This is a genomic window from Vibrio rubrogenes (assembly GCF_059641415.1).
Genome location: NZ_JCARSY010000011.1, coordinates 1 through 23,079, shown reverse-complemented (window position 1 = coordinate 23,079; position 23,079 = coordinate 1). Strand labels below are relative to the sequence as shown.

Here is a 23,079-nt window from a genome sequence, read left to right as displayed (position 1 = left end):
TGGATCCAAAGATGTTAGAACTGACAGACCTGTGTAAAGGCTATTTAGATGGGGAGGAGTTTCACCCTATTTTACAAGGCGCAGAGCTGAAGCTGACATCGGGTGAGCAGGTCGCATTGATGGGAGAAAGCGGCTCTGGTAAGAGTACACTTTTGAACTTGATCGCAGGAATAGATAAAGTGGACTCTGGGGACATTTGGTTTCCCAATTTCCCGATGCATAGCGCTTCTGAACACCATCGCGCTGCTTACCGACGCCATCATATCGGTCACGTTTTCCAACAGTTTAATTTACTTCCGACACTGAATATTGCCGATAATATTCGTTTCTGTCGTCAGTTACGCCGACTCCCGGAAGATCAAGGACTGTGGCGTCAGATTTTATCTGCCCTTGATTTAATGCCTCTGCTCGGACGCTATCCGGAAGAAGTGTCCGGTGGTCAGCAGCAACGTGCCGCGATTGCCAGAGCGCTCTATATGGAACCGAAACTGTTGTTGGCTGATGAGCCCACGGGAAGTCTGGATGAAAAAAATGCAGAGGCAGTACTTCGGCTCCTGACATCTTTATCCCGTAGACTTGAATATACACTGTTGCTTGTCACCCACAGTCAAAAAGTGGCTAGCCATATGGAACGGTGTGTTCGTCTACAGGGAGGGCAGTTACATGTTGTGTCCCGTAGTTAAAGGACTGCTGGGTCATTATCGTCGCTCACCATTACAGATTTTACTGGTCTGGCTGGGGCTGACATTAGGGGTCTCTATTCTTATCGGTGTCACAGCGATTACCGAACATGCCCGTAAAAGTTATGCGCATGGGGAGAAGCTGTTTGCAAATCCGCTGCCGTATCACATTCGTCCCCGTTCTCTGGAAAATCAGATTCCATATCAAGTTTATCAACACTTACAGCAGGCAGGTTTTCACCAGTGCGTGCCTTTCAGCCGTTTTAAAGCGGAAACGGAGCACGGAGAAACGCTGACCGTGATTGGCATCGATCCTGTCAGTATGACGAATGTCGTTTCCTCAAAGCAGTCTCTCTGGCAACAGCCGATCCTACCGTTACTGATTGCACCAAATTCGGTGATCATCAGCCGTGAGTTTGCCAAGCATGAACAGTTAAAGAATGGCGACTGGATTACACTTTCATCCGGTGGACATATCGGCCCGGTAATTGTCGATCAGCATGATTGGGTTTATGGGCGTCGAGTGATGACCAATCTGTCGCGGGTTCGTGCTTTGACGGGAGAGAGCTTTCTATCTGTGATTGCCTGTCGGGAAATGTCGAATGAGACGTTACAACGATTGAAGCAGGTGTTGCCATCAACGCTATCGATCAATCGGCAATATCGTTCTGATATCGGTTCGCTGACCAAGGCATTTTTGTTGAACTTAGATGTTATCGGTGTGCTGGCATTTTTAGTCGGACTATTTATTTTTTATCAGGCAATATCGCTTTCTTTTATTCAGCGTCAACCGCTGGTGGGCATGATGCGTCAGGCAGGTGTCTCCGGTATCGAACTGACTAAAGCATTGATGATCGAGCTCAGTCTGTTGATTTTGATCTCTTGGATTTCTGGTAACTTTTTGGGATTGTTGTTGGCGGATCGTTTGATTCCGTCCGTCTATTCAGCCGTGATGAGCGAGCCGGAAAGCTTCTTCATCGACTGGAACTGGCGTTGGGGGCTGTATAGTTTCGTGATGGCAACGCTCGGTGCTTTAGCTGCCTGTCTATGGCCATTGATTCGATTATTGAAGTCTCCTTCTATTCGCTTAACCGCAAAAGTTTCTCTGGTGCGTTTTGCCGGGATCGAGTTTGCCTGTCAGGCGATTGTTGCTGTTTTATTATTTGGGACAGCAATTCTGATTTATCTGTTTGTGCAGCAGTTGTGGACTGGATTTGTGGTACCGGCGTTGATCTTGATTAGTGTCGGGCTGATGACTCCGTTTCTTTTCTGGAAGGTTTGTGACTGGCTTTCTTATCGCCTCAAAGATGTCAAACGGCGCTGGTTTTTTGCTGATGCTGCCGCAAGTATGGGATATCGCGGTATTGCGACTATGGCATTCTTAATTGCGCTGACTGCCAATATCGGCATTGAGACTTTAGTAGGCAGTTTCCGGGGCACGATGGACCACTGGCTCAATGAAAAATTAGCCGCTGATTTGTATATATATATGCTTCACCATCATCTCAAGCGGATATGACCCGCTGGCTACAGCAGCAAGATGAGGTGGACTTTGTCTGGAAGCGTTGGGAACGTGATATCCCGTCAGAACAAGGCCTTATCCAAGTAGTAAGTACCGGCGCGACGGATATTGAGTTAGGGGCGACTACCATGAAAGTTGCCGTACCGGATTTCTGGGAGTATCTGCACCGGAGCAAAAGTGTATTGATTAGTGAGTCTATGGCGTTAAAACTGGGCATTCGGCCCGGAGAACATATCTCACTGCCACCTCCGCTGGGAAAAGGCTGGTATGTCGCTGGTATCTATTATGACTATGGCAATCCCTTCTATCAGGTACTTATCTCTGAATTTGCCTGGCAGCAAATATTTGCAGCACATGGGGACATTATCCTCAATGTCCTGACGAAAACGTCGGATCTTGATGCTGAAAATCGTCTCAAGCAGCGACTACTGAATACTTTTTATCTGGATAGTGAACGGGTCTTTAATCATCGGACTGTTCATCAAGCGGTCATGCGGACATTTGACCGTACTTTTTCCATTGCAGATAAGCTCAGTAAAATTACTTTGTTGATTGCTGTGATCGGGATTTTCTTTGCAACGTTTTCCGGTGAGCTGGCGAGAAGAAAGCATCTGACCTTGATGCGTTACCTTGGTGTATCCGGCAAAGAGCTGATCGTGATTGGGAGTTTGCAACTTTCGACTTTCGGGGTTATTTCTTTGTTGATTGCGATTCCACTCGGCATTAGTTTGTCAGTGCTGGTGATGGATATGGTTATTCGGCAGACGTTTGGTTGGTCTGTACAACTCTATTTTATGTATTCCGGCTATCTGTCTACGGCATTATGGTCGATAGCTGCACTGGTCATCGCCGGGGCAATCCCAGTAGTCAAATTGACTTTACGCTCTCCAATTCAATCTTTTAGGGATTCTCTATAATCTTTAAGTGGTCATCTTTTCTCAGTTTTTTCCTTCGTTTTTTCCGAAGTGAACTATCATTAGAATCGATTTTTATATATTCCAATTGATTGTTAAAATCGTTATATGTATGTTTCAAAAATAGTTTGAATCAGGAGCCTTCGAATGACGCAAATGATCCGGAAATTCTTCAGCATGGAATCAAGCAGTGGGGTGATGCTGATATTCGCCTCTATTTTAGCAATGTGGGTCGCAAACTCGTCACTACAAGGATTATATGAGGAAGTTCTACATATCAAGTTAGTGGGTTTATCAATGCGCCACTGGATAAACGATGGATTAATGGCGGTGTTTTTTCTGCTGATTGGACTGGAAGTCAAACGAGAGCTGTTTGTCGGGGCACTAAAGAAAAAAGAAACGGCTATGTTTCCTGCCATTGGTGCCGTTGGGGGAATGCTTGTTCCTGCCTTAATTTACGTTTTTTTCAACCAAGGTGATGCATTAGCGATTCAAGGCTGGGCAATTCCCGCAGCGACTGATATTGCATTTGCTTTAGGAGTGATGGCGTTATTGGGGAACCGGGTGCCAGTCAGTTTAAAAGTTTTCCTATTGGCACTGGCGATTATCGATGATTTAGGAGTCATCGTGATTATTGCGCTGTTTTATAACAGTGATCTTTCGACACTGGCGCTCTCTGTTGGTTTAGCCATGACCGCAGTTCTGGTGCTCATGAGCTATAAACGCGTCACCCATCTGACACCTTATCTGATCATCGGTGCAATTCTCTGGGTTGCCGTGCTGAAATCAGGTGTCCATGCAACGCTTGCCGGTGTGGTTCTTGGTTTCTCAATTCCTCTGAAAGGAAAAGAGGGACAATCATCGCCATTAAAGCAACTGGAGCACTGGTTACATCCCTATGTGTCTTTCATTATTTTGCCTATCTTTGCGTTTGCCAATGCCGGCATTCCGATGGACGCAATTTCCAGTGAGGTATTGAGCAACCCAGTTCCTGTCGGAGTGGCATTAGGACTCTTGCTGGGTAAACCGCTCGGTGTGTTTAGTTTCTGCTACGGTGCGCTGAAATTAGGCGTGGCAAAATTACCGCGAGGCGTGCAACTCAAACAAATATTTGCAGTGTCCGTGCTGTGTGGTATTGGCTTTACCATGTCGATCTTTATCTCTTCGCTGGCGTTTGGTGAAATTGCTGAAGCATTAGATACTTACGCAAGGTTAGGGATCTTAATGGGGTCAACGGTTGCAGCAATACTCGGTTATATTTTATTGAGGCTTGCTCTGCCAGCTGAAAAAACAGAAAAAGCCACCGTTTCCGATGAGCTTTAATCAAAAAATAACAGTTACATACGAGGGCTTTGCCCTCGTATTTTTTTAGAGGATTGTTCAGAGAAAATAATTGCAAGTCGTGTCCGTTGTATGTTAGATTTCGCGACAATCTCGGAGTGAATATCACTTTCTGGGGGATACGCGTAGTGAACATTCAGGCTGATTGTGTCATTACGTAGGGTAGGTATCAGCAAGTCCTTTTGTTGATAGACGGGATACTCTAGTCGTGGGAGCGGCATCAAAATGGGAAACCCAACATTGAAACCATATATTTTATCTTCATTAATCAGCTTTGTTCTTCCTCAGTGCCCTGTCCAACAAGACAGTAGCATTACTGAACCTTGATACCCAGCAATCGCTGATTTTCCACTTTATTTATTGTGTCTCTAAACACATCTGTCGTATATATCCGATTGCCCAGATGATGTAAGAGGCCGGTTGCTATTACCCATCCTTATTATTGATATTTTTGTTCCTTAAAGATGGGCGTTTTTCCTGAGGGGGCGCAGATGAGTACTGCCTTTGAAGTCAATCAAAATATGTCACCAATTTTTTCATCACAAATACCTGACGTAAAGGGTGTTTATGACTTAACACCGGATCAGGTACTTTTAGATCAAGAGAAGTACGAATCTGAGGTCCGTTCGTATCCCCGCCGTTTGCCAATTGCGATTAAACAAGCTTATGGCCTTCTGGTTGAAGATACACGTGGTCAGGTTTTTCTCGACTGTCTTGCCGGTGCCGGAACTCTGGTGCTCGGATATAATCATCCGGAAATCAATCAGGCATTAAAAGAGCAGTTAGATTCAGGACTGCCTTACCAAACGCTGGATATGACAACACCAGCGAAAGATCATTTTATTAAGCAAGTTCGAGCATTTCTCCCGGAAGAACTGGGATCGAACTGTGCGATTCAGTTTTGTGGCCCTTCCGGCGCTGATGCCGTAGAAGCTGCAATCAAGCTAGCCAAACAAACGACGGGTCGTAATACCATGTTTGCATTCCGTGGGGCGTACCATGGTATGACGAACGGTACGATGGGAATGATGGGGAATTTAAATACCAAAGCCCGTCGGACCGGTTTGATGTCTGATGTACATTTTATGCCGTTTCCTTATAACATTCGCTGCCCGTTTGGTCTTGGTGGTGAAGAGGGCGCGCGTGCCAGTATTCGTTACATTGAACGTCTGCTCGGCGATGATGAAGCGGGTATCATGAAACCGGCAGGGATCATTGTCGAACCTGTTCAAGGGGAAGGTGGTGTAATTCCTGCGCCTGCATTCTGGCTACGTGAACTCCGTCGTATTTGTGATGAGCACGGTATCTTACTGATTTTTGATGAAGTGCAGTGTGGTGTGGGTAAAACCGGCTACAACTTTGCCTTTGAAGAAGCAGGTATCATTCCGGATATTCTGTGTCTGTCGAAAGCCATTGGTGGTGGATTACCAATGTCGCTGTTAGTGTTCAAAAAAGAAGTCGATACATGGCGTGCCGGTGAGCATACCGGAACATTCCGTGGTAACCAACTGGCAATGGTCTCCGGTGCAAAAGCGCTTGAAATCATTCAGCGTGATAACTTAGTCGAGCACGCCAATATTGCCGGCCAATATTTACGGATGGGGCTGGAGAAAATTCAAAGCCGCGTTAACTGTATTGCCGAAGTTCGCGGTAAAGGATTGATGTTGGGCGTTGAGATCAAAGATCCTCAAGGCGGTCTGAATAAATTCGGTGAACCGAAAGCTGATGGTGCCCTGACGCTGAGAATTCAACGCGCGGCTTTGGAAAGAGGCCTGATGGTCGAGAAAGGCGGTCGTGAAGGGTCTGTGATTCGTTTTCTGCCACCGGTTATTATTTCTTACGAACAGATTGATTTTGCTCTGCGTGTCTTAGAAGAAGCAATTTTAGTTGCTGGTGGTGGCGTGAAGTCGCCTGAAGCGCCGCATCAAGCTGAATGGAAAAAACATTTTATTCAGACCGGATATCAGGGCAGCGAGCAATTTACCAAAGTCATGAATCACACGACTGCTGCAATGAAATCGATTTTTGAAGCGGTACAGGCGCCTTATTCCGGTATGGAACCTTCACAGCTGGAACAAGCGATTTATGCAGTCGATTTAGATCATAAAAATGCGCTGCTGACCGATGTGATTTCCGATACGGCCAAATTAGTCGGTGCGAATTCGATTATTGTACAGCATCCGAACTGTATTGCGCATTTGCATACACCACCGCTGTTAGCCTCTGTTGCGGCAGAGTCGATGATCGGTGCCTTGAATCAGTCAATGGACTCATGGGATCAGTCATCTGCGGCAACTTATGTGGAACAGTGCGTGATTGACTGGATGTGTAGCAAGTTCCGGTTAGAAGACTCATCTGACGGTGTCTTTACCAGTGGCGGTACGCAAAGCAACCAAATGGGCTTGCAACTGGCACGTGATTGGATTGCTGACAAATTAAGCAATCATTCAATTCAAAAACTTGGCTTACCTGACTATGCTGATAAATTGCGGATTGTCTGTTCCAAGAATGCGCACTTCACGGTGCAAAAGGCTGCTTCTTGGATGGGATTGGGTGAGAAAGCAGTATTGACGGTTGATTCTTTGCCAAATGGGACGATGGATGCCTCTAAACTTGCAGGTGTCGTTGAGCAGGCGAAGGCTGAAGGTTTGATTCCGTTTGCGGTGGTCGGTACGGCAGGAACCACGGATCATGGTGCAATTGACGATTTAAATACCATTGCAGACGTCGCTGAGCAGCATGACTTATGGATGCATGTTGACAGTGCCTATGGCGGTGCGCTGATCCTGAGTCGTCATGCTGATCGTTTAAATGGGATTGAACGTGCCCGTTCGATTACAGTCGATTTTCATAAATTATTTTATCAAACAATCAGTTGTGGTGCATTCCTGGTCAACAACAAAGCTGATTTGAAATATCTGTTGCATCATGCGGACTATTTGAACCGGGAACATGACACATTGCCGAATTTAGTTGATAAATCACTGTCAACAACCAGACGTTTTGATGCGTTAAAAGTCTATATGACCATGCAAAGCGTCGGACCGGCCGCGTTGGGAGAAATGTACGATCACTTAATCCAACAGACACAACAGGTCGCGCAGTTAATTGATGATGCTCCGGGATATGAATTGTTATCTCAGCCATCATTATCTACGGTTTTATTCCGTGCTGTACACCCAGCGGTCACTGATCTCGATAAGTTGAATCAGCAAGTGCGTATTGAAGCATTGACTCGCGGAGTTGCGGTGCTTGGTGAGACAGTGGTGAACGGTCAAACGGCTTTGAAACTGACCATTTTGAATCCATGTTTAGACATCAACGATTTTGAATCGTTAATGGAGAAGATTACACAGCTAATTCATGAACTAGTCGGATAATTAAGGTAATAGGACTATGTCAATTTTACAAATTGGAGCAGGAGGTGTTGGTTGGGTTGTCGCACATAAGGCAGCTCAGAACAACGATATTTTAGGTGATATTACGATTGCATCTCGAACAATCGCAAAGTGCGAAAAGATTATTGAATCTGTACGTCGCAAAGGAAACCTGAAAAACTCGCAAAAGAAGTTAGAAGCTCGTGAAGTTAACGCAGACGATATTGACGCTTTAGTTGCGTTGATTCACGAGGTTCAGCCTGATTTAGTGATCAATGTTGGCCCCCCGTGGGTCAACATTCATGTCATGGAAGCCTGTTATCGGGCGAAAGTGTCCTATTTGGATACTTCGGTTGCAGTTGATCTCTGTTCTGAAGGTCAGCAGGTCCCTGAAGCCTATGATTGGCAATGGGGATATCGTGACAAGTTTAAAGAAGCCGGTATTACCGGTATTCTCGGTGCTGGTTTTGATCCCGGTGTAGTGAGTGTCTTTGCCGCTTATGCGGTCAAACATCTGTTTGATGAGATTGACAGCATTGACGTCATGGATGTCAATGCGGGCGATCACGGTAAGAAATTTGCGACCAATTTTGATCCTGAAACCAATATGTTAGAAATTCAGGGCGATTCATTTTACTGGGATGACAACGAATGGAAACAGGTCGGTTGTCATACTCGAATGCATGAGTTTGATTTTCCGGTGGTCGGTAAACATAAAGTTTACTCGATGGCTCACGATGAAGTGCGTTCTATGAAAGAGTTCATTCCGGCAAAACGTATCGAGTTTTGGATGGGATTCGGTGATCGTTATCTGAATTACTTTAATGTGATGCGAGATATTGGTTTGTTAAGTCCTGATCCGTTGACCTTACCTGATGGCCGAGAAGTTCAGCCTTTGCATGTCCTCAAAGCACTATTACCGGATCCGACGTCTTTGGCTCCGGGCTATACGGGTAAAACCTGTATCGGGACTTGGGTTCAAGGTCAAAAAGACGGCAAAGCGCGGAGTGTTTTCCTCTATAACATCGCGGATCATGAAGTTGCTTATCATGATGTTGAGCATCAGGCGATTTCTTATACAACGGGTGTTCCTGCCATTACAGCAGCGATTCAGTTCTTCCGTCAACAATGGGCTGAGCCCGGTGTTTTCAATATGGAACAGTTGGATCCGGATCCGTTTCTCGAGACCATGCCAGGCATTGGCTTGAATTGGGATATGCAGGAACTCGAAGTCGGTCAGCCTGACATCCAAATCCTGAAATAATTGGTATTTCGTTCGTCGAAATGACGAGATTAATACATATCCAGCAGCCGTAGCATATGATGCTATGGCTGTTTTTTAACCTATCACCGTACTGAATGTGGTTCTTCATGAATGTTGAGTGGCGTGATTGATGTCGCTGAGAGATGAACGTCCACATGCGTATATGGTAAACATGATCAATCGGTAAGTGAGTCATGCAAAAGAATGAATTAAAAACACCTTATTTTATGATTGATGAGTCTAAACTGATTCACAATCTTGAAATCGCCAAACAACTCAAAGATATTTCCGGTGTGAAATTAGTACTTGCTCTCAAGTGTTTTTCCACATGGGGGGTGTTTGATATTATCAAACCATATCTGGATGGCACGACCAGCTCAGGTCCTTACGAAGTCAAGCTGGGCTATGAGACATTTGGTGGTGAGACTCATGCTTATAGCGTCGGTTATAGTGAAGATGATGTCAAAGCGGTCGCAGATATCTGCGATAAAATGATTTTTAATTCACAGTCACAATTAGTGGCGTATCGTCATCTGGTTGAAGGGAAAGCATCGTTAGGGCTGCGTTTGAATCCCGGCGTGAGTTATGCCGGCCAGGATTTAGCGGATCCGGCTCGCCAGTTCTCTCGATTAGGTGTCCAGGCTGATCATCTTGATCCGAGTGTGTTTGAATCTATCGATGGTGTCATGTTCCACATGAACTGTGAGAATAAAGATGTCGATGCATTCATCCACCTGTTAGACGCGATTTCAACACAGTTCGGTTCCTATCTGGATCGACTCGATTGGGTCAGCCTTGGCGGCGGTGTGTTCTTTACTTGGCCGGGATACGATGTTGAAAAACTCGGTATGGCTTTAAAAGCATTTGCTGAGAAACACAATGTCCAGTTATATCTTGAACCGGGAGAAGCCATTATCACTCGCACAACCGATCTGGTCGTGTCTGTTGTCGATATTGTTGAGAATGAGATGACTACAGCGATTGTTGATTCTGCAACAGAAGCGCATCGTTTGGATACCTTAATCTACAATGAGCCGGCTTCAGTATACGAGAGCAGTCAAAATGGCGAACATGAATATGTCATTGGTTCTTGTTCATGCTTGGCAGGGGACCAATTTTGTATCGCAAAATTCGATCAGCCGCTTGAGATTGGCCAAAAACTCCATTTGATGGATAGTGCCGGGTATACGATGGTGAAACTCAACTGGTTTAATGGGTTGCGGATGCCTTCTGTCTATTGTGAACGTGTCAATGGTGAAGTACAAAAACTCAATGAGTTTGACTACGCTGATTTTAAACGTTCATTATCTCAGTGGTCTGTGCAATAAGGCCTGCACATTCAGTGATATAAAATAATCCCCCAATGGTGGCATACCAACCATTGGGGGATTTCTTATTTTAAAGTGCCTGTTAAACGGTGTCAGAAAGGTATTACAGTTTGAACATCATCAGTTTATCATCCAATTGTTGGGACATACTGGCTAAACGTTCACTTTCTTTGGCAAGCGTGGTTGCTGACTCGGACATCTCTTGAGCCGCGTCATTGATGCCGGAGATATTTCGGTTCATCTCTTCGGCAACAGCACTTTGCTCTTCGGCAGCTGTAGCGATTTGGGCGGATTTATCACTAATATGCTGAATATGAGTGACAATTAATTTTAGGTCGCTACCGGAACCTTCCGCGCATTGAACACTATTGTAAGCCAGATCTTGACTCTTCTGCATTGCATCAGCCGTGCTGACCGCCAACTGTTGCAGCCGATTAATGGTACTCTGAATCTCTTCTGTGGATTGGTTGGTACGACTCGCCAGATTACGGACTTCATCGGCAACGACTGCAAATCCACGTCCTTGTTCTCCGGCTCGGGCTGCTTCTATCGCAGCATTCAGCGCCAGTAGGTTCGTTTGCTCGGAAATTCCGCTAATGACTGAAGTCACTTCACTGATTTCCATCACGCCTTCTTTGAGTTTATTGACCCGATCGGAAGCCACTTCCAGCTCTTGAGACAGAGACTTGATACTCTCGACGCTTGATGAGACATCCTGATCGCCAAGCCCGGCCTCTTGACTTGCTTCAGCGGTGTCTTTAGCGGTTGACTCTGCGTGGTTAGCAACCTCGGCAACGGTTGCGCTCATCTCATTCATTGCCGTTGCGATTTGGGTGAGCTGATCTTTCTGGGAACTGACGGCTTGACTGGTATCTTCAGCAGATGTTGCAATTCGATTCGCTGCTTCAGAAAGCTGCTTCGCTGACTTTACTGATTCGTATAACGCTGCCCGGATAGAGCTAATACTTTCATTAATGCGTTGGGCAAGAATACCAATCTCATCTTTGCCCATAATTGGAATCTCAACGGTCATATCGCCATTCACAATATGATGCATTGTATTTTTTATTTGATCCAAAGGGACAATAATCGCCCGGGCAATTATTGTTCCGAGTAAAATCATACCAGCGACAATTAGGAGCGTGGACAGCCCCATTTTGAGTAATAATGAGGATTTTTCATGATCAATATCAGAAACGAGCATTCCTGAGCCGATAATCCAGTCCCAAGGCTCATAACCATTTAGATAGGAAATTTTATCGGCTAGTTCACCATTTTCACCTTCAAAGCGGTAAAGAACCATATCACCGCCTTTTTTCTGACCGGCTTCGACAAATTCAAACCAGCGTTTATCGTCAGGGTTATTGGCTTGCCCCATCTGTTTACCATTGAGCTCCGGTTTCATTGGGTGGTCGATGATATACCGTGATTTATTTAACGTGAACAAATAATTATCCCCGTCAAATCGAGTCGCATTCAATAATATTTTTGCCTGTTTTTGTGCTTCTTCTTTAGGAAGTGTTTGGTCAAGGTGAGCAATTTGAGAAATGACGGATTCAATTACAGCTGAAAGACGTTGTTTTTTTTCATTGAGTAAGTTCCTTTCTAATGTTTGATTTGCGATCACGAGTAATATAACAAAACCGACAATAGCGACTAACACTAGACAGGCTAGTTTTCGGCTGACTTTCATATTTCTTAGCATTGACATGACGTTTACCTCGAAGCATCTACAAAAGGTGCTTGTATATTATTATTTCAACAATATTATTCACTATTATATTTCATAATGGTCCATACAAGTATGTCCGCAATAACAAGCAGTTGTTTTGCAGATTAGATCATATAAATATGTAACTGACAATAATATTTTTTGCGACTTGGATTTTATTTTTAGAATATAATCATAAGTATTTTCATATATTTATATTGTTGCATCAAATTAGCGCATTGATGAGCTATCGATCATGACTTGAGTATCTTCACTGAGAGATTCCAACTCACTGATAATATCATCGATTAATAATGTCTCGGGTAAACGCAGGGAAATATGTGCCGTAAATAAACTGGAATTGACTCCGTGACTGTCAGAAATAAATATGCGTTGGCAATTCATGTCTAATACTCTAATTCGCTGGCTATCGAGTAGATGAGTGATTTCATTAACGATGCCAGCTCTATCGTTAGCGTCTATTCTCAAGTTATATTCTTTTTTTTGTTCGGTATCGTGTGGCTCGCAGTCGGTAATCATCGTTGATAAGTTGGGCTGTGACAAAAAGGCATCTTTAATATACATTTCAGTTTCTTCAGGCGCTGAAATTTTGATTAACGCTGCAACACGATTTTCTAAGTAATTGATTTTACTAGTTATCCATTGTCCGCCATTTTCATGGGTAATCGCGGCTAGATGGTGGATATCCGCTGGTGCAGCATCACCGATGAAGCTGACAATAAATAGGTGAGTCATCCGGTTTCTCCTTACCAAGTCTACTGGCTGATACTATTATTTTAGGCTGAGGTGGTGTGATTAGCTGAATGTTTTACAGTTTTGTTAATTAGATCTGATCTTTTGTTCGATTGCGCCCGAATGGGTGGTTAAACATCTATCAGGTTGAAATCAAAGCAAATGAGACGGAGAATAACAAGTCTTTTCCTCTCGTGTATTGTATGATGTAAAGAAGTAAGTTTCTGGGCTAGAGAATAAGGGAAGCACCTCTTTCGCGCCTAGGGGATTTGGACTGAATGAAAGGTTTTAGTTATGCTAAAAGTTGCGATGCTTAGTACCGGTGAAGAAGTGCTCCATGGTGATATTCAGGATACGAATGCAACATGGTTATCCAGTCTGTTCTTTGAACAAGGCTACCCACTGACAAAGCGTTCAACCGCTGGCGATAACCGTCAGGTGTTGCGTGATGAAATTCTAATGCTGGCTTTAAATTCAGATGTTTTGATCGTCAATGGTGGTTTGGGACCGACCAGTGACGATCTTTCTGCTGAAGTGGCAGCAGAAGCGGCTGAGCAGCAGTTGGTGTTGTTTCCCGACTGGCTTGAAACAATGAAAGCTCGTTTCGTTCAGCGTAACTTGGTTATGTCTGACAGTAATATTAAGCAAGCGATGTTACCGGAACATGCAACGGTCTTGGATAATCCCATAGGAACGGCTTGTGGGTTTAAAGTTGAAATTCATGGCTGCCTTTGTTATTTCACCCCCGGTGTCCCTTCAGAATTTCAAAAAATGATCAGCGAGCAAGTACTGCCGGATTTAAACCGACACTTTCCGAATGCCTCTGATTTGGTCTGCCATCGTTTATACACATTAGGTTCGTCCGAGTCTGTTTTAGAAGACTTACTCCGTCAGGTTGAACTGTCCGATGAGTATCTGCTGGGCTTTCGTGCTTACCTTCCTTTTATTGAAGTCAAATTGTTCGGGCCTGCGGGGCAGGACAATGAAATGTATCGTTTAATGGAAGAAATTTTTAACCTCGTGTCCGAGTGGACTGTCAGTATTGATCAGCCGATGCTTGCCCAACTCTCACAAATCATGCATGACAGTGGTAAAACACTGGCAATTGCCGAGCAGTCAACACGAGGCTGGCTGGTGGATTGGCTGTTTAGTGATGATGTCATCTTTGAACAATGTGGAAGTAGTTGGGTGCTGAGCCCGAAAGTCTCCGGCAAGATGTCTGCTCAAGATCCGGTTTCTGCTGTATTGGCATTAGCCAGTGCTACCAAAGAGAAGAGTGAAACAGAACTGGCTCTCGTGACCGGGGAGTTTCGCGAGGATGGCTTCACGCTGGCGCTATCTTCTTCTGAAGGCGAATGGGCACAGCAGTTGAAATTCAAACGAGATTATCGCGCTGATGAGCGGAAAATTTTGATCGGTACGATTGCAGCGGATATGTTGTTGCGTTATCTATCCTCAAAACCAGTCTTTGGCAAGTATTCATCGACCCTGTCAGAAAAACAGATTTATATTCCGGCAACATCCTTATAAATCAATTCATTAGATCCGGGAGTCTGATTTTACTCCGGCGTGTATTTCCCCCATATCATGTTCGTCGTCACATTTGATAGGGGGATAATACTTTGAATTGCCACCTTATAATTTCAAAGAAAATCTGATTATTCTTTATGCGTAAATTGTCTAATGTTTAATCCGATGATTTCTTAAGTGTTTCCTCATTCCCTCAAAAATGGCTATACCCAAGGGTGTCCTATTCACGCTAAACTAAAATCTCGTGGAGCTGATACGGCAGGAGGCTGACATGCAGAGTCATTCAAAGATTCTTGTTTGGTACAAGGTTGCAAGTCAACAAGTTGTTTTGGGGGAAGCATATCAGGATATGAGTGATAAACTGGTTTCGCTTTGGTTGGATACACCGACGGAAAACGGCTTAATGAGTGATTTGGGTTATCATATCTCATTATTTGGAGATGATGGCCGTAAGATTGCTGATAAAGCGATTTCAATGTTGACCGCCGATCAGTTATTGGGGAAAGCACAGCGGCTTGTCGAATCCGGAAAAACGGAGGCTCGGCTATAGCGACTAGAAATCAGCCATAGCCGTATGACAAACATCAGATTAATTTGATGGCAATCGGCTAGGCTCGTTTCACTTTATGCTCGTAATGAACATCCTGAAGTTCTATTTGTTCACCGCTTGCCCGGCAAATACAAGGTAAGATCTCATCAGACTGGGTATACGCGATCGCAAAACCCACGTACTCAACTGACCCAGCAGATAACTTACATCGACAGGCACCACAGTGCCCGTCTCTGCAATTATATTCAACATTCAGTCCGGCATTTTCCATGGTCTCAAGTAATGTTTCGGAGCCATTGGATTCAATCATGAGTGTCTGATTGATTTTGATGGTTGGCATAATTACAGCTCAAACCCTTCAAAGTCATCGAGATTGACTTGATTATCAATCTGGCCGACCAGATATGAGCTGATCTCTGCTTCCTGAGGGGCAACCTGAACATTGTCTGAGGATAACCAAGCATTAATCCAGGGAATCGGGTTATTAACTGCGCCCGGATAAGCCGTTTCCAGCCCGACAGCCTGCATACGGATATTGGTTATATATTCGACATACTGACAGAGAATATCTTTGTTCAGACCAATCATTGAGCCATCTTTGAACAGATATTCTGCCCATTCTTTCTCTTGCTCGGCCGCGGTTTTGAACAGGTCAAAACATTCTTGCCTGCACTCTTCTGCAATTTGAATGAATGAGAAATCATCCTGACCATTACGCAGCAGATTAAGCATATGCTGCGTACCAGTCAGATGCAGGGCCTCATCGCGGGCAATCAACTTGATAATTTTGGCATTGCCTTCCATCAGCTCTCGTTCAGCAAACGCAAAAGAGCAGGCAAAGCTGACGTAGAAACGAATCGCTTCAAGAGCGTTGACTGACATCAGGCACAAATAGAGTTTTTTCTTTAACTCATGCAGGCTGACAACAACAGTCTGATTATTAATCTCGTGCTTGCCTTCACCATAACGATGATAGTCGTTGGTCAGTTTGATCAGTTCATCATAGTAATGGGCAATGTCGCCGGCGCGCTTAATGATGTGTTCATTTTCAACAATATCATCAAAAACTGCTGCGGGGTCATTGACGATATTACGGATAATATGTGTGTATGAACGAGAGTGAATCGTTTCAGAGAAAGACCAGGTTTCAATCCATGTCTCCAACTCAGGGAGTGACACCAGAGGAAGCAGTGCAACGTTCGGACTGCGCCCCTGAATAGAGTCGAGCAAAGTCTGATATTTCAGATTGGAGATGAAAATATGTTTTTCATGATCCGGCAGATTGTTGTAGTTGATTCGATCCGTCGATACATCGACTTCTTCGGGACGCCAGAAGAAAGAGAGCTGTTTCTCGATTAACTTTTCGAAGATCTCATATTTTTGTTGGTCATAACGTGCCACGTTTACAGGTTGACCAAGAAACATCGGTTCTTTGAGCTGGTTGTTCTTTTTTTGTGTAAAAGTGCTGTAAGCCATAGTTGCCTCAATCTGTTTCACCCTCTCGCTTAGAGAGGGTGTAAAACTGGTATATGTTGACAGAAAAAAGTCTATACGGTATGCGCATTAAATCTTACAGGCGCCACCGGCACAATCATCATCTTCAGCGATTAATGAAGTACCATCTTTCTGATCGTCTTTCGCGCCATCTCTCGTATTGTGATAATACAGGGTTTTCACGCCAAATTTATAAGCAGTCAGTAGATCTTGAAGCAGTTGCTTCATCGGCACTCTGCCACTCTCGTAACGCGTCGGGTCATAGTTTGTATTTGCAGAAATAGATTGGTCGATAAATTTCTGCATGATACTGACAAGATGCAGATAACCTTCATTCGAACCGATATCCCACAAGAGCTCGTAGTTAGATTTCAACTCGGTAAACTCAGGGACAACCTGCTTCAAAATACCGTCTTTGGACGCTTTGACTGAGATATAACCGCGTGGCGGCTCAATCCCATTGGTTGCATTTGAAATCTGAGAAGATGTTTCTGAAGGCATCAGTGCCGTCAGAGTTGAGTTTCTCAAACCATATTCCATGACATCGGCACGAAGTTGGTCCCAATCATAATGCAATGGTTCTGCACAAAGTTGATCGATATCTTTTTTGTAGGTATCAATCGGCATGAGGCCTTTCGCATAGTTGGTTTCATTGAAGGCAGGGCAGCGGCCTTGCTCTTTCGCCAATTTCATCGATGCTTTTAACAAATAGTATTGCATAGCTTCAAAAGTACGGTGAGTCAGGGCATTGGCACTACTGTCTGAATATTTGACCCCATTTTTTGCCAGATAGTAGGCATAGTTGATTACACCGATACCCAGCGTCCGGCGATTCATGGTCGCTTTACGTGCAGCAGGGAGCGGGTAATCCTGATAGTCAAGCAGGGCATCCAGTGCGCGTACAACAAGATCAGAGAGATCTTCAAAGTCATCCAGAGACTGAATTGCACCTAAGTTGAATGCTGACAGCGTACACAGAGCAATTTCACCTTCGTCATCTTCAACATTGTTTAATGGCTTGGTTGGCAGTGCAATTTCAAGACATAGATTTGATTGGCGAACCGGAGCAACGCTTGCATCAAACGGGCTATGAGTGTTGCAGTGATCAACGTTTTGGATATAGATACGTCCAGTAGAAGCTCGCTCCTGCATCAGCAGTGTAAATAGCTCAACCGCTTTAACGGTTTCTCTCTTGATCGATGCGTCATTTTCATACTGGACATACAAACGCTCAAATTCCGCCTGATCTTGGAAGAACGCATCGTAAAGCCCCGGCACGTCAGAAGGGGAGAACAGTGAAATATTGCTACCCTGTACCAGACGTGTATACATGAGCTTATTGAGTTGCACACCGTAGTCCATATGGCGAACCCGGTTTTCTTCAACACCACGGTTATTTTTGAGGACCAGCAGCGATTGTGCTTCGCGATGCCACAGCGGATAAAAGACTGTTGCTGCACCACCACGAACCCCCCCTTGAGAGCAACATTTAACAGCGGTCTGGAAGTATTTATAGAAAGGGATACAACCGGTGTGAAATGCTTCTCCGCCACGGATTTCAGAACCCAGCGCACGAATACGACCCGCATTGATACCAATGCCTGCACGTTGTGAGACGTAACGGACGATAGAACTTGCTGTTGCATTGATTGAGTCGAGACTGTCACCACACTCGATCAAAACACAGGAGCTGAATTGGCGTGTCGGTGTACGGACACCCGACATAATCGGTGTCGGTAAAGAGATCTGAAACAGTGATGTTGCATCGTAGAAACGTTTGACATAGCTCAGGCGAGTTTCCTGAGGATATTTGGCAAACAGACAGGCTGCGACCAGAATGTACAGGAATTGTGCACTCTCATAGATTTGTCCGGTAACTCGGTTTTGAACGAAATACTTACCTTCCAGCTGCTTGACGGCCGCATAAGAGAAATTCAGATCGCGGCGATGATCGATATAGTTGCCCAGTTCGATCCACTCTGCTTGTGTATAGTCTTCGATGAGATGACGATCATATTTGCCGAGTTCAACCAGTTTCTTGACATGATCGAATAATGTCGGCGGCTCATATTGGCCGTATGCTTTTTTCCTCAGATGGAATACAGCAAGTCTGGCGGCAAGATATTGATAATCCGGCGAATCTTCAGAGATTAGATCGGCTGCAGATTTAATCAGTGTCTCGTGAATGTCGGAAGTGGTGATGCCGTCATAAAACTGGATATGAGCTCGGAGTTCAACTTGTGAAACCGATACATTTTGCAGCCCTTCAGCTGCCCATGCGATAACCCGATGGATCTTATCTAGATCGATTTGCTCTTTACGTCCATCGCGCTTCGTAACTGTGAGTTGTTGGTTCATTCTGCTTTATTTCCCTAACAAAACTGATAAGACCGACTATGAATTATTTTAGATTTAGGGCCTTGCTTATTTGATATAAATAACATTATGCGTCAAACACAATATATAGGGTCTTCGTACCTTGCGGATTACAAGATAGTGCTATTACAGGCTGATTTCAAGTTTGTTATCAGGGGACATCTTGTGGATAACCATCGCATGAAATTTTTTTGTTAGTAGCTGCTTACTGAGAACCTGTGTTTACAAGAGAATGGTAAAAACAGGGAATATATATTTGAGTGAAGTTCCACTAAAATGAAAAAAAAACAGCTTGATCTTTAGAGACAGATGATCAGTTCAAATGCCTGGTGTTAATTTCATCAATATGTATAAAAGCTGTGCATCAGCAAGCTAATGCACGGACTTAATATAGAGAATAGAGATGACATTATTCAGGTAATGTTGTGTGCACAATATAGTTGACATCGACGCGATGACCGAGACGATAGGTTTGAGTCAAGGGATTGTAGTGTAGCCCCGTGATCCCTCGCTCTTGCAGTGGTGTCTGATCAATCATTCGGAATAACTCTGAAGGTCGAATAAATTTCTCATGATCATGTGTGCCTTCCGGTACTATCTTCAACAATTTCTCTGCGCCGACAATCGCAAATAGATAGGATTTCAAGTTACGGTTCAGTGTTGAAAAGAACACATGTCCGCCGGGTTTCACCAGTCGGGCGCACGCCTGAATAATCGATTGGGGTTCCGGGACATGCTCGATCATTTCCATACATGTGACCACATCATAAGCGGCTGGGTGTTGTTGTGCATGTTCTTCAATGGTTCTCTGCACATAATCAATTTGTAAATGGCTTTCCAATGCATGGAGTCGTGCAACTTCCAATGGTTCTTTTCCCATATCGAGGCCTGTGACAGTTGCTCCTTCGCGCGCCATACTCTCAGCAAGAATACCGCCACCGCATCCGACATCCAGAACTTGTTTACCGAATAGTCCGTTTGATTGTTGCAAGACATAATCTAGCCGAAGTGGGTTGATTTGATGTAGTGGTTTAAACTCTCCTTCCAGATCCCACCATCGGGAAGCCATATCTTCAAACTTTTGAATTTCTTTCGGGTCCACATTCTGTGCTGTCATTTTCAGATCCGTTGTTGATATCTACATTGTCGCAATCGCGATGTGCCGTTTTGCTCATCGTATTATACAGAAATGCAATGACCCCGAAAGTTTCAGTCTCTGAAACAAGGAATATTTACAATCTATTCATTTAATCAATGGGTTTAGGCTCGCTAATATACTGATGGTTGTAAAAACTTGATTTTGTCATGTGTCGAAAAAATGCACTGATGAATCAATGACTCTTGAAGAAGTGAGTAAAATATAGGCAGTTAATTCGCGACCAATGTAACAAGCTGAGAAAAGGAGAGGGAAAGTGATGCCGAAGTAGCAAAACCTGTGTTATATTTTCCGGTCTTATACGTATCGAATATACGATCAAACTATAGAGGGACAATGGCTCTATGAGCGATCTAGCTAAAGAGATCACGCCTGTCAGTATAGAAGATGAGCTGAGAGGTTCATACCTAGACTATGCAATGTCGGTCATTGTAGGTCGGGCACTTCCTGATGCACGTGACGGACTTAAACCAGTGCACCGTCGGGTACTATACGCAATGAGCGTGTTGGGGAATGATTGGAATAAACCCTATAAAAAATCGGCTCGTGTTGTCGGAGATGTGATCGGTAAGTATCACCCCCATGGTGATAGTGCCGTCTACGACACGATTGTACGGATGGCACAACCGTTTTCACTTCGTTATATGCTGGTCGATGGTCAGGGAAACTTTGGCTCAATTGATGGTGATTCTGCGGCAGCAATGCGTTATACCGAAGTTCGGATGGCCAAAATTGCCCATGAGTTACTTGCCGATCTGGATAAAGAAACTGTTGATTACGTCTCAAACTACGATGATACCGAGCAAATTCCAGCCGTATTACCAACCAAAGTACCTAATCTGTTGATCAATGGTTCTTCCGGGATTGCGGTTGGTATGGCGACCAACATTCCACCCCATAATTTAGGGGAAGTGATCGATGGATGTCTTGCCTTCATTGATAATGAAGATATTACGATCGATGAACTGATCGAGTATATTCCCGGTCCGGATTTCCCAACCGCTGCAATGATTAGCGGACGAAAGGGTATTATTGATGCCTACAAGACCGGTCGGGGAAAAATTTATCTGCGTTCAAAAGCGGATATTGAAACTGATGATAAGAATGGTCGGGAAACCATTGTTGTTACTGAGATTCCTTATCAGGTCAATAAAGCACGTCTGATCGAGAAGATCGCAGAGCTGGTCAAAGATAAAAAGGTCGAAGGTATCAGTGCACTGCGTGATGAGTCTGATAAAGACGGGATGCGTATCGTTATCGAATGTAAGCGTGATGCTGTCGGCGAGGTTGTACTGAACAATCTGTATTCCCAGACTCAGTTGCAAACAACATTCGGCATCAACATGGTTGCTCTCGATAATGGACAACCAAAACTGTTTAACCTCAAAGAGCTGTTAAAGTGTTTTGTTGATCACCGCCGTGAAGTGGTGACTCGCCGTACAATTTTCGAATTACGTAAAGCGCGGGATCGTGCCCACATCCTCGAAGGTCTGGCACTTGCACTGGCGAATATCGATGACATTATTGAACTGATTCGTCGTGCGCCAACACCGGCAGAAGCAAAAGCGGGTCTATTGGCGCGTGGTTGGTCTCTCGGCAATGTTGCAGCGATGCTGGAACGTGCGGGGGTCGATACTGCTCGACCTGACTGGCTGGAACCACAATATGGAATCCATGACGGGCTGTATTTCCTGACTGAACAGCAGGCACAAGCGATTCTTGAGTTAAGACTGCACCGACTGACTGGTCTTGAGCATGAAAAGATTCTAGATGAGTACAAGGCTTTACTGGATGAAATCTCTGAATTAATGCTGATTTTGTCTAGCACTGAACGTCTCATGGAAGTCATCCGGGAAGAACTGGAAGCGATCAGAAGCGGCTTCGGTGATCAGCGTCTGACAGAAATTACTGCAGCCTCACATGATATTGATCTGGAAGAGCTGATTGCGCGTGAAGATGTTGTTGTGACCTTATCTCATGAAAGATATGTGAAGTATCAGTCATTGAGTGATTATGAGTCACAGCGTCGTGGTGGTAAGGGCAAAAGTGCCACGAAGATGAAAGATGAAGATTATATCGAACGTCTGTTAGTGGCCAATACACACGATAATATTCTGTGCTTCTCGACGCGTGGTAAAACTTATCGTCTCAAAGTGTACCAGTTACCTCATGCGACTCGGACTGCCCGAGGGAAGCCAATCAATAATATTCTTCCGCTGGAAGAAAATGAACGGATTACTGCAATTCTTCGGGTTGCTGAATACGCTGAAGATAAATTTATCTTTATGGCAACCGGTGATGGGACGGTGAAGAAAACGCCACTTGATCAGTTTGCCAATGTTCGCTCCAACGGTTTGATTGCTGTGAACTTGCGTGACGACGATTCATTGATCGGTGTCGATATTACTGATGGGAACAGTGAGATTATGTTGTTCTCGAAAGCAGGGAAAGTCGTCCGGTTTAATGAACAGCATGTTCGGGCCATGGGCAGAACGGCATCCGGTGTGCGAGGCATGAAGCTAGCTGAAAACGACCAAGTTGTATCTCTGATTGTTCCTTCTGAACAGGGCGATATTCTTACCGTCACCGAAAATGGTTACGGTAAGCGGACTGATTTGAATGAATATCCGACGAAGGGCCGGGCGACACAAGGGGTTGTTTCTATCAAAGTGTCTGAGCGTAACGGTTGTGTTGTCGGAGCTGTACAGGTGGACAGCGGTGATGAATTTATGATGATCACTAATGCTGGAACATTGGTTCGGACTCGTGTTGGAGAGGTGAGTCAGGTTGGCCGTAATACCCAGGGTGTTACACTGATTCGCACATCAGAGGACGAAAAAGTTGTCGGTCTCCAGCGAATCGAAGAAGTTGAAGATGCAGACATTAACATCGACGACATCGAATCTGAGAGTGTTTTAACCGATGGTACAACTGAGGCGCCGTCCTCGTCATCAGAGCCGTTATCTCCAAATGAAGGGGATAGCTCAGATGAGGAAGATCTGTCTGATGATTAACTCTGACGATTAGTTCAGACAAATATCAGTTATCAGTGACAACGCTGATGAAAAAACCGGGCAAACAGC

Annotated in this window: 13 protein-coding genes and 2 pseudogenes; 9 read left to right on the top strand and 6 right to left on the bottom strand. The window is 44.6% G+C overall.

Translation table 11 applies throughout. The annotated features are described in order from the left end of the window. Positions 1-11 precede the first annotated feature (11 nt). The 6 genes and pseudogenes from AC55NX_RS09995 to nspC all read left to right on the top strand — a co-directional run bounded on the left by AC55NX_RS09995 (position 12) and on the right by nspC (position 10,426). Positions 12-683: an ABC transporter ATP-binding protein gene (locus AC55NX_RS09995; RefSeq protein ID WP_059120691.1), complete on the top strand. Its 672-nt coding sequence runs from the start codon at positions 12-14 to the stop codon at positions 681-683. Further along, positions 664-3,119, top strand: a pseudogene (locus AC55NX_RS09990) (ABC transporter permease). Before AC55NX_RS09995 ends, AC55NX_RS09990 begins: the two are co-directional and overlap by 20 nt. 144 nt (positions 3,120-3,263) lie before the next feature. After that, a complete protein-coding gene (gene nhaA, locus AC55NX_RS09985) occupies positions 3,264-4,439 on the top strand; it encodes a Na+/H+ antiporter NhaA (RefSeq protein ID WP_496995597.1) in 1,176 nt (391 codons plus the stop codon). 509 nt (positions 4,440-4,948) lie between these two features. Further along, complete coding sequence (locus AC55NX_RS09980; protein ID WP_496995596.1) at positions 4,949-7,837, top strand: pyridoxal phosphate-dependent class III aminotransferase; 2,889 nt, start codon at positions 4,949-4,951, stop codon at positions 7,835-7,837. 16 nt (positions 7,838-7,853) lie between these two features. Next, positions 7,854-9,098, top strand: coding sequence for a carboxynorspermidine synthase (locus AC55NX_RS09975; protein WP_496995595.1), 1,245 nt, complete (start codon positions 7,854-7,856; stop codon positions 9,096-9,098). A 194-nt stretch (positions 9,099-9,292) separates the two neighbouring features. After that, a complete protein-coding gene (gene nspC, locus AC55NX_RS09970; protein WP_496995594.1) occupies positions 9,293-10,426 on the top strand; it encodes a carboxynorspermidine decarboxylase in 1,134 nt (377 codons plus the stop codon). A gap of 103 nt (positions 10,427-10,529) precedes the next feature. Here the strand turns inward: nspC and AC55NX_RS09965 are convergent, their stop codons facing one another. Together AC55NX_RS09965 and AC55NX_RS09960 are read right to left on the bottom strand one after the other, a co-directional pair. After that, positions 10,530-12,137: a methyl-accepting chemotaxis protein gene (locus AC55NX_RS09965; protein WP_496995593.1), complete on the bottom strand. Its 1,608-nt coding sequence runs from the start codon at positions 12,135-12,137 to the stop codon at positions 10,530-10,532. Between the two features lie 231 nt (positions 12,138-12,368). Beyond that, positions 12,369-12,893: a glycine cleavage system transcriptional repressor gene (locus tag AC55NX_RS09960; protein WP_496995592.1), complete on the bottom strand. Its 525-nt coding sequence runs from the start codon at positions 12,891-12,893 to the stop codon at positions 12,369-12,371. A 291-nt stretch (positions 12,894-13,184) separates the two neighbouring features. On the opposite strand from AC55NX_RS09960, the gene AC55NX_RS09955 reads away from it, so the two are divergent. Both AC55NX_RS09955 and AC55NX_RS09950 read left to right on the top strand, forming a co-directional pair. After that, positions 13,185-14,420 carry a molybdopterin-binding protein gene (locus tag AC55NX_RS09955; protein ID WP_496995591.1) on the top strand — a complete coding sequence of 412 codons (1,236 nt, stop codon included), beginning with the start codon at positions 13,185-13,187 and terminating at the stop codon, positions 14,418-14,420. A gap of 271 nt (positions 14,421-14,691) precedes the next feature. Continuing rightward, on the top strand, positions 14,692-14,970 hold the full coding sequence (locus AC55NX_RS09950; RefSeq protein ID WP_496995590.1) for a hypothetical protein: 279 nt from the start codon (positions 14,692-14,694) through the stop codon (positions 14,968-14,970). Positions 14,971-15,028: 58 nt separating this feature from the next. Here AC55NX_RS09950 and yfaE read toward each other — a convergent pair whose 3' ends face one another. The 4 genes from yfaE to ubiG form a co-directional block, all read right to left on the bottom strand. Continuing rightward, positions 15,029-15,310 carry a class I ribonucleotide reductase maintenance protein YfaE gene (gene yfaE, locus AC55NX_RS09945; RefSeq protein WP_496995589.1) on the bottom strand — a complete coding sequence of 94 codons (282 nt, stop codon included), beginning with the start codon at positions 15,308-15,310 and terminating at the stop codon, positions 15,029-15,031. A 2-nt stretch (positions 15,311-15,312) separates the two neighbouring features. After that, positions 15,313-16,446 carry a class Ia ribonucleoside-diphosphate reductase subunit beta gene (gene nrdB / locus AC55NX_RS09940; RefSeq protein ID WP_496995588.1) on the bottom strand — a complete coding sequence of 378 codons (1,134 nt, stop codon included), beginning with the start codon at positions 16,444-16,446 and terminating at the stop codon, positions 15,313-15,315. 87 nt (positions 16,447-16,533) lie between these two features. Further along, on the bottom strand, positions 16,534-18,822 hold the full coding sequence (gene nrdA, locus AC55NX_RS09935) for a class 1a ribonucleoside-diphosphate reductase subunit alpha (protein ID WP_496995587.1): 2,289 nt from the start codon (positions 18,820-18,822) through the stop codon (positions 16,534-16,536). 427 nt (positions 18,823-19,249) lie between these two features. Beyond that, positions 19,250-19,957, bottom strand: coding sequence for a bifunctional 2-polyprenyl-6-hydroxyphenol methylase/3-demethylubiquinol 3-O-methyltransferase UbiG (ubiG, locus tag AC55NX_RS09930; RefSeq protein WP_496995586.1), 708 nt, complete (start codon positions 19,955-19,957; stop codon positions 19,250-19,252). A 383-nt stretch (positions 19,958-20,340) separates the two neighbouring features. On the opposite strand from ubiG, the pseudogene gyrA reads away from it, so the two are divergent. After that, positions 20,341-22,881, top strand: a pseudogene (gene gyrA / locus AC55NX_RS09925) (DNA topoisomerase (ATP-hydrolyzing) subunit A); the annotation flags it as partial. Positions 22,882-23,079 lie beyond the last annotated feature (198 nt).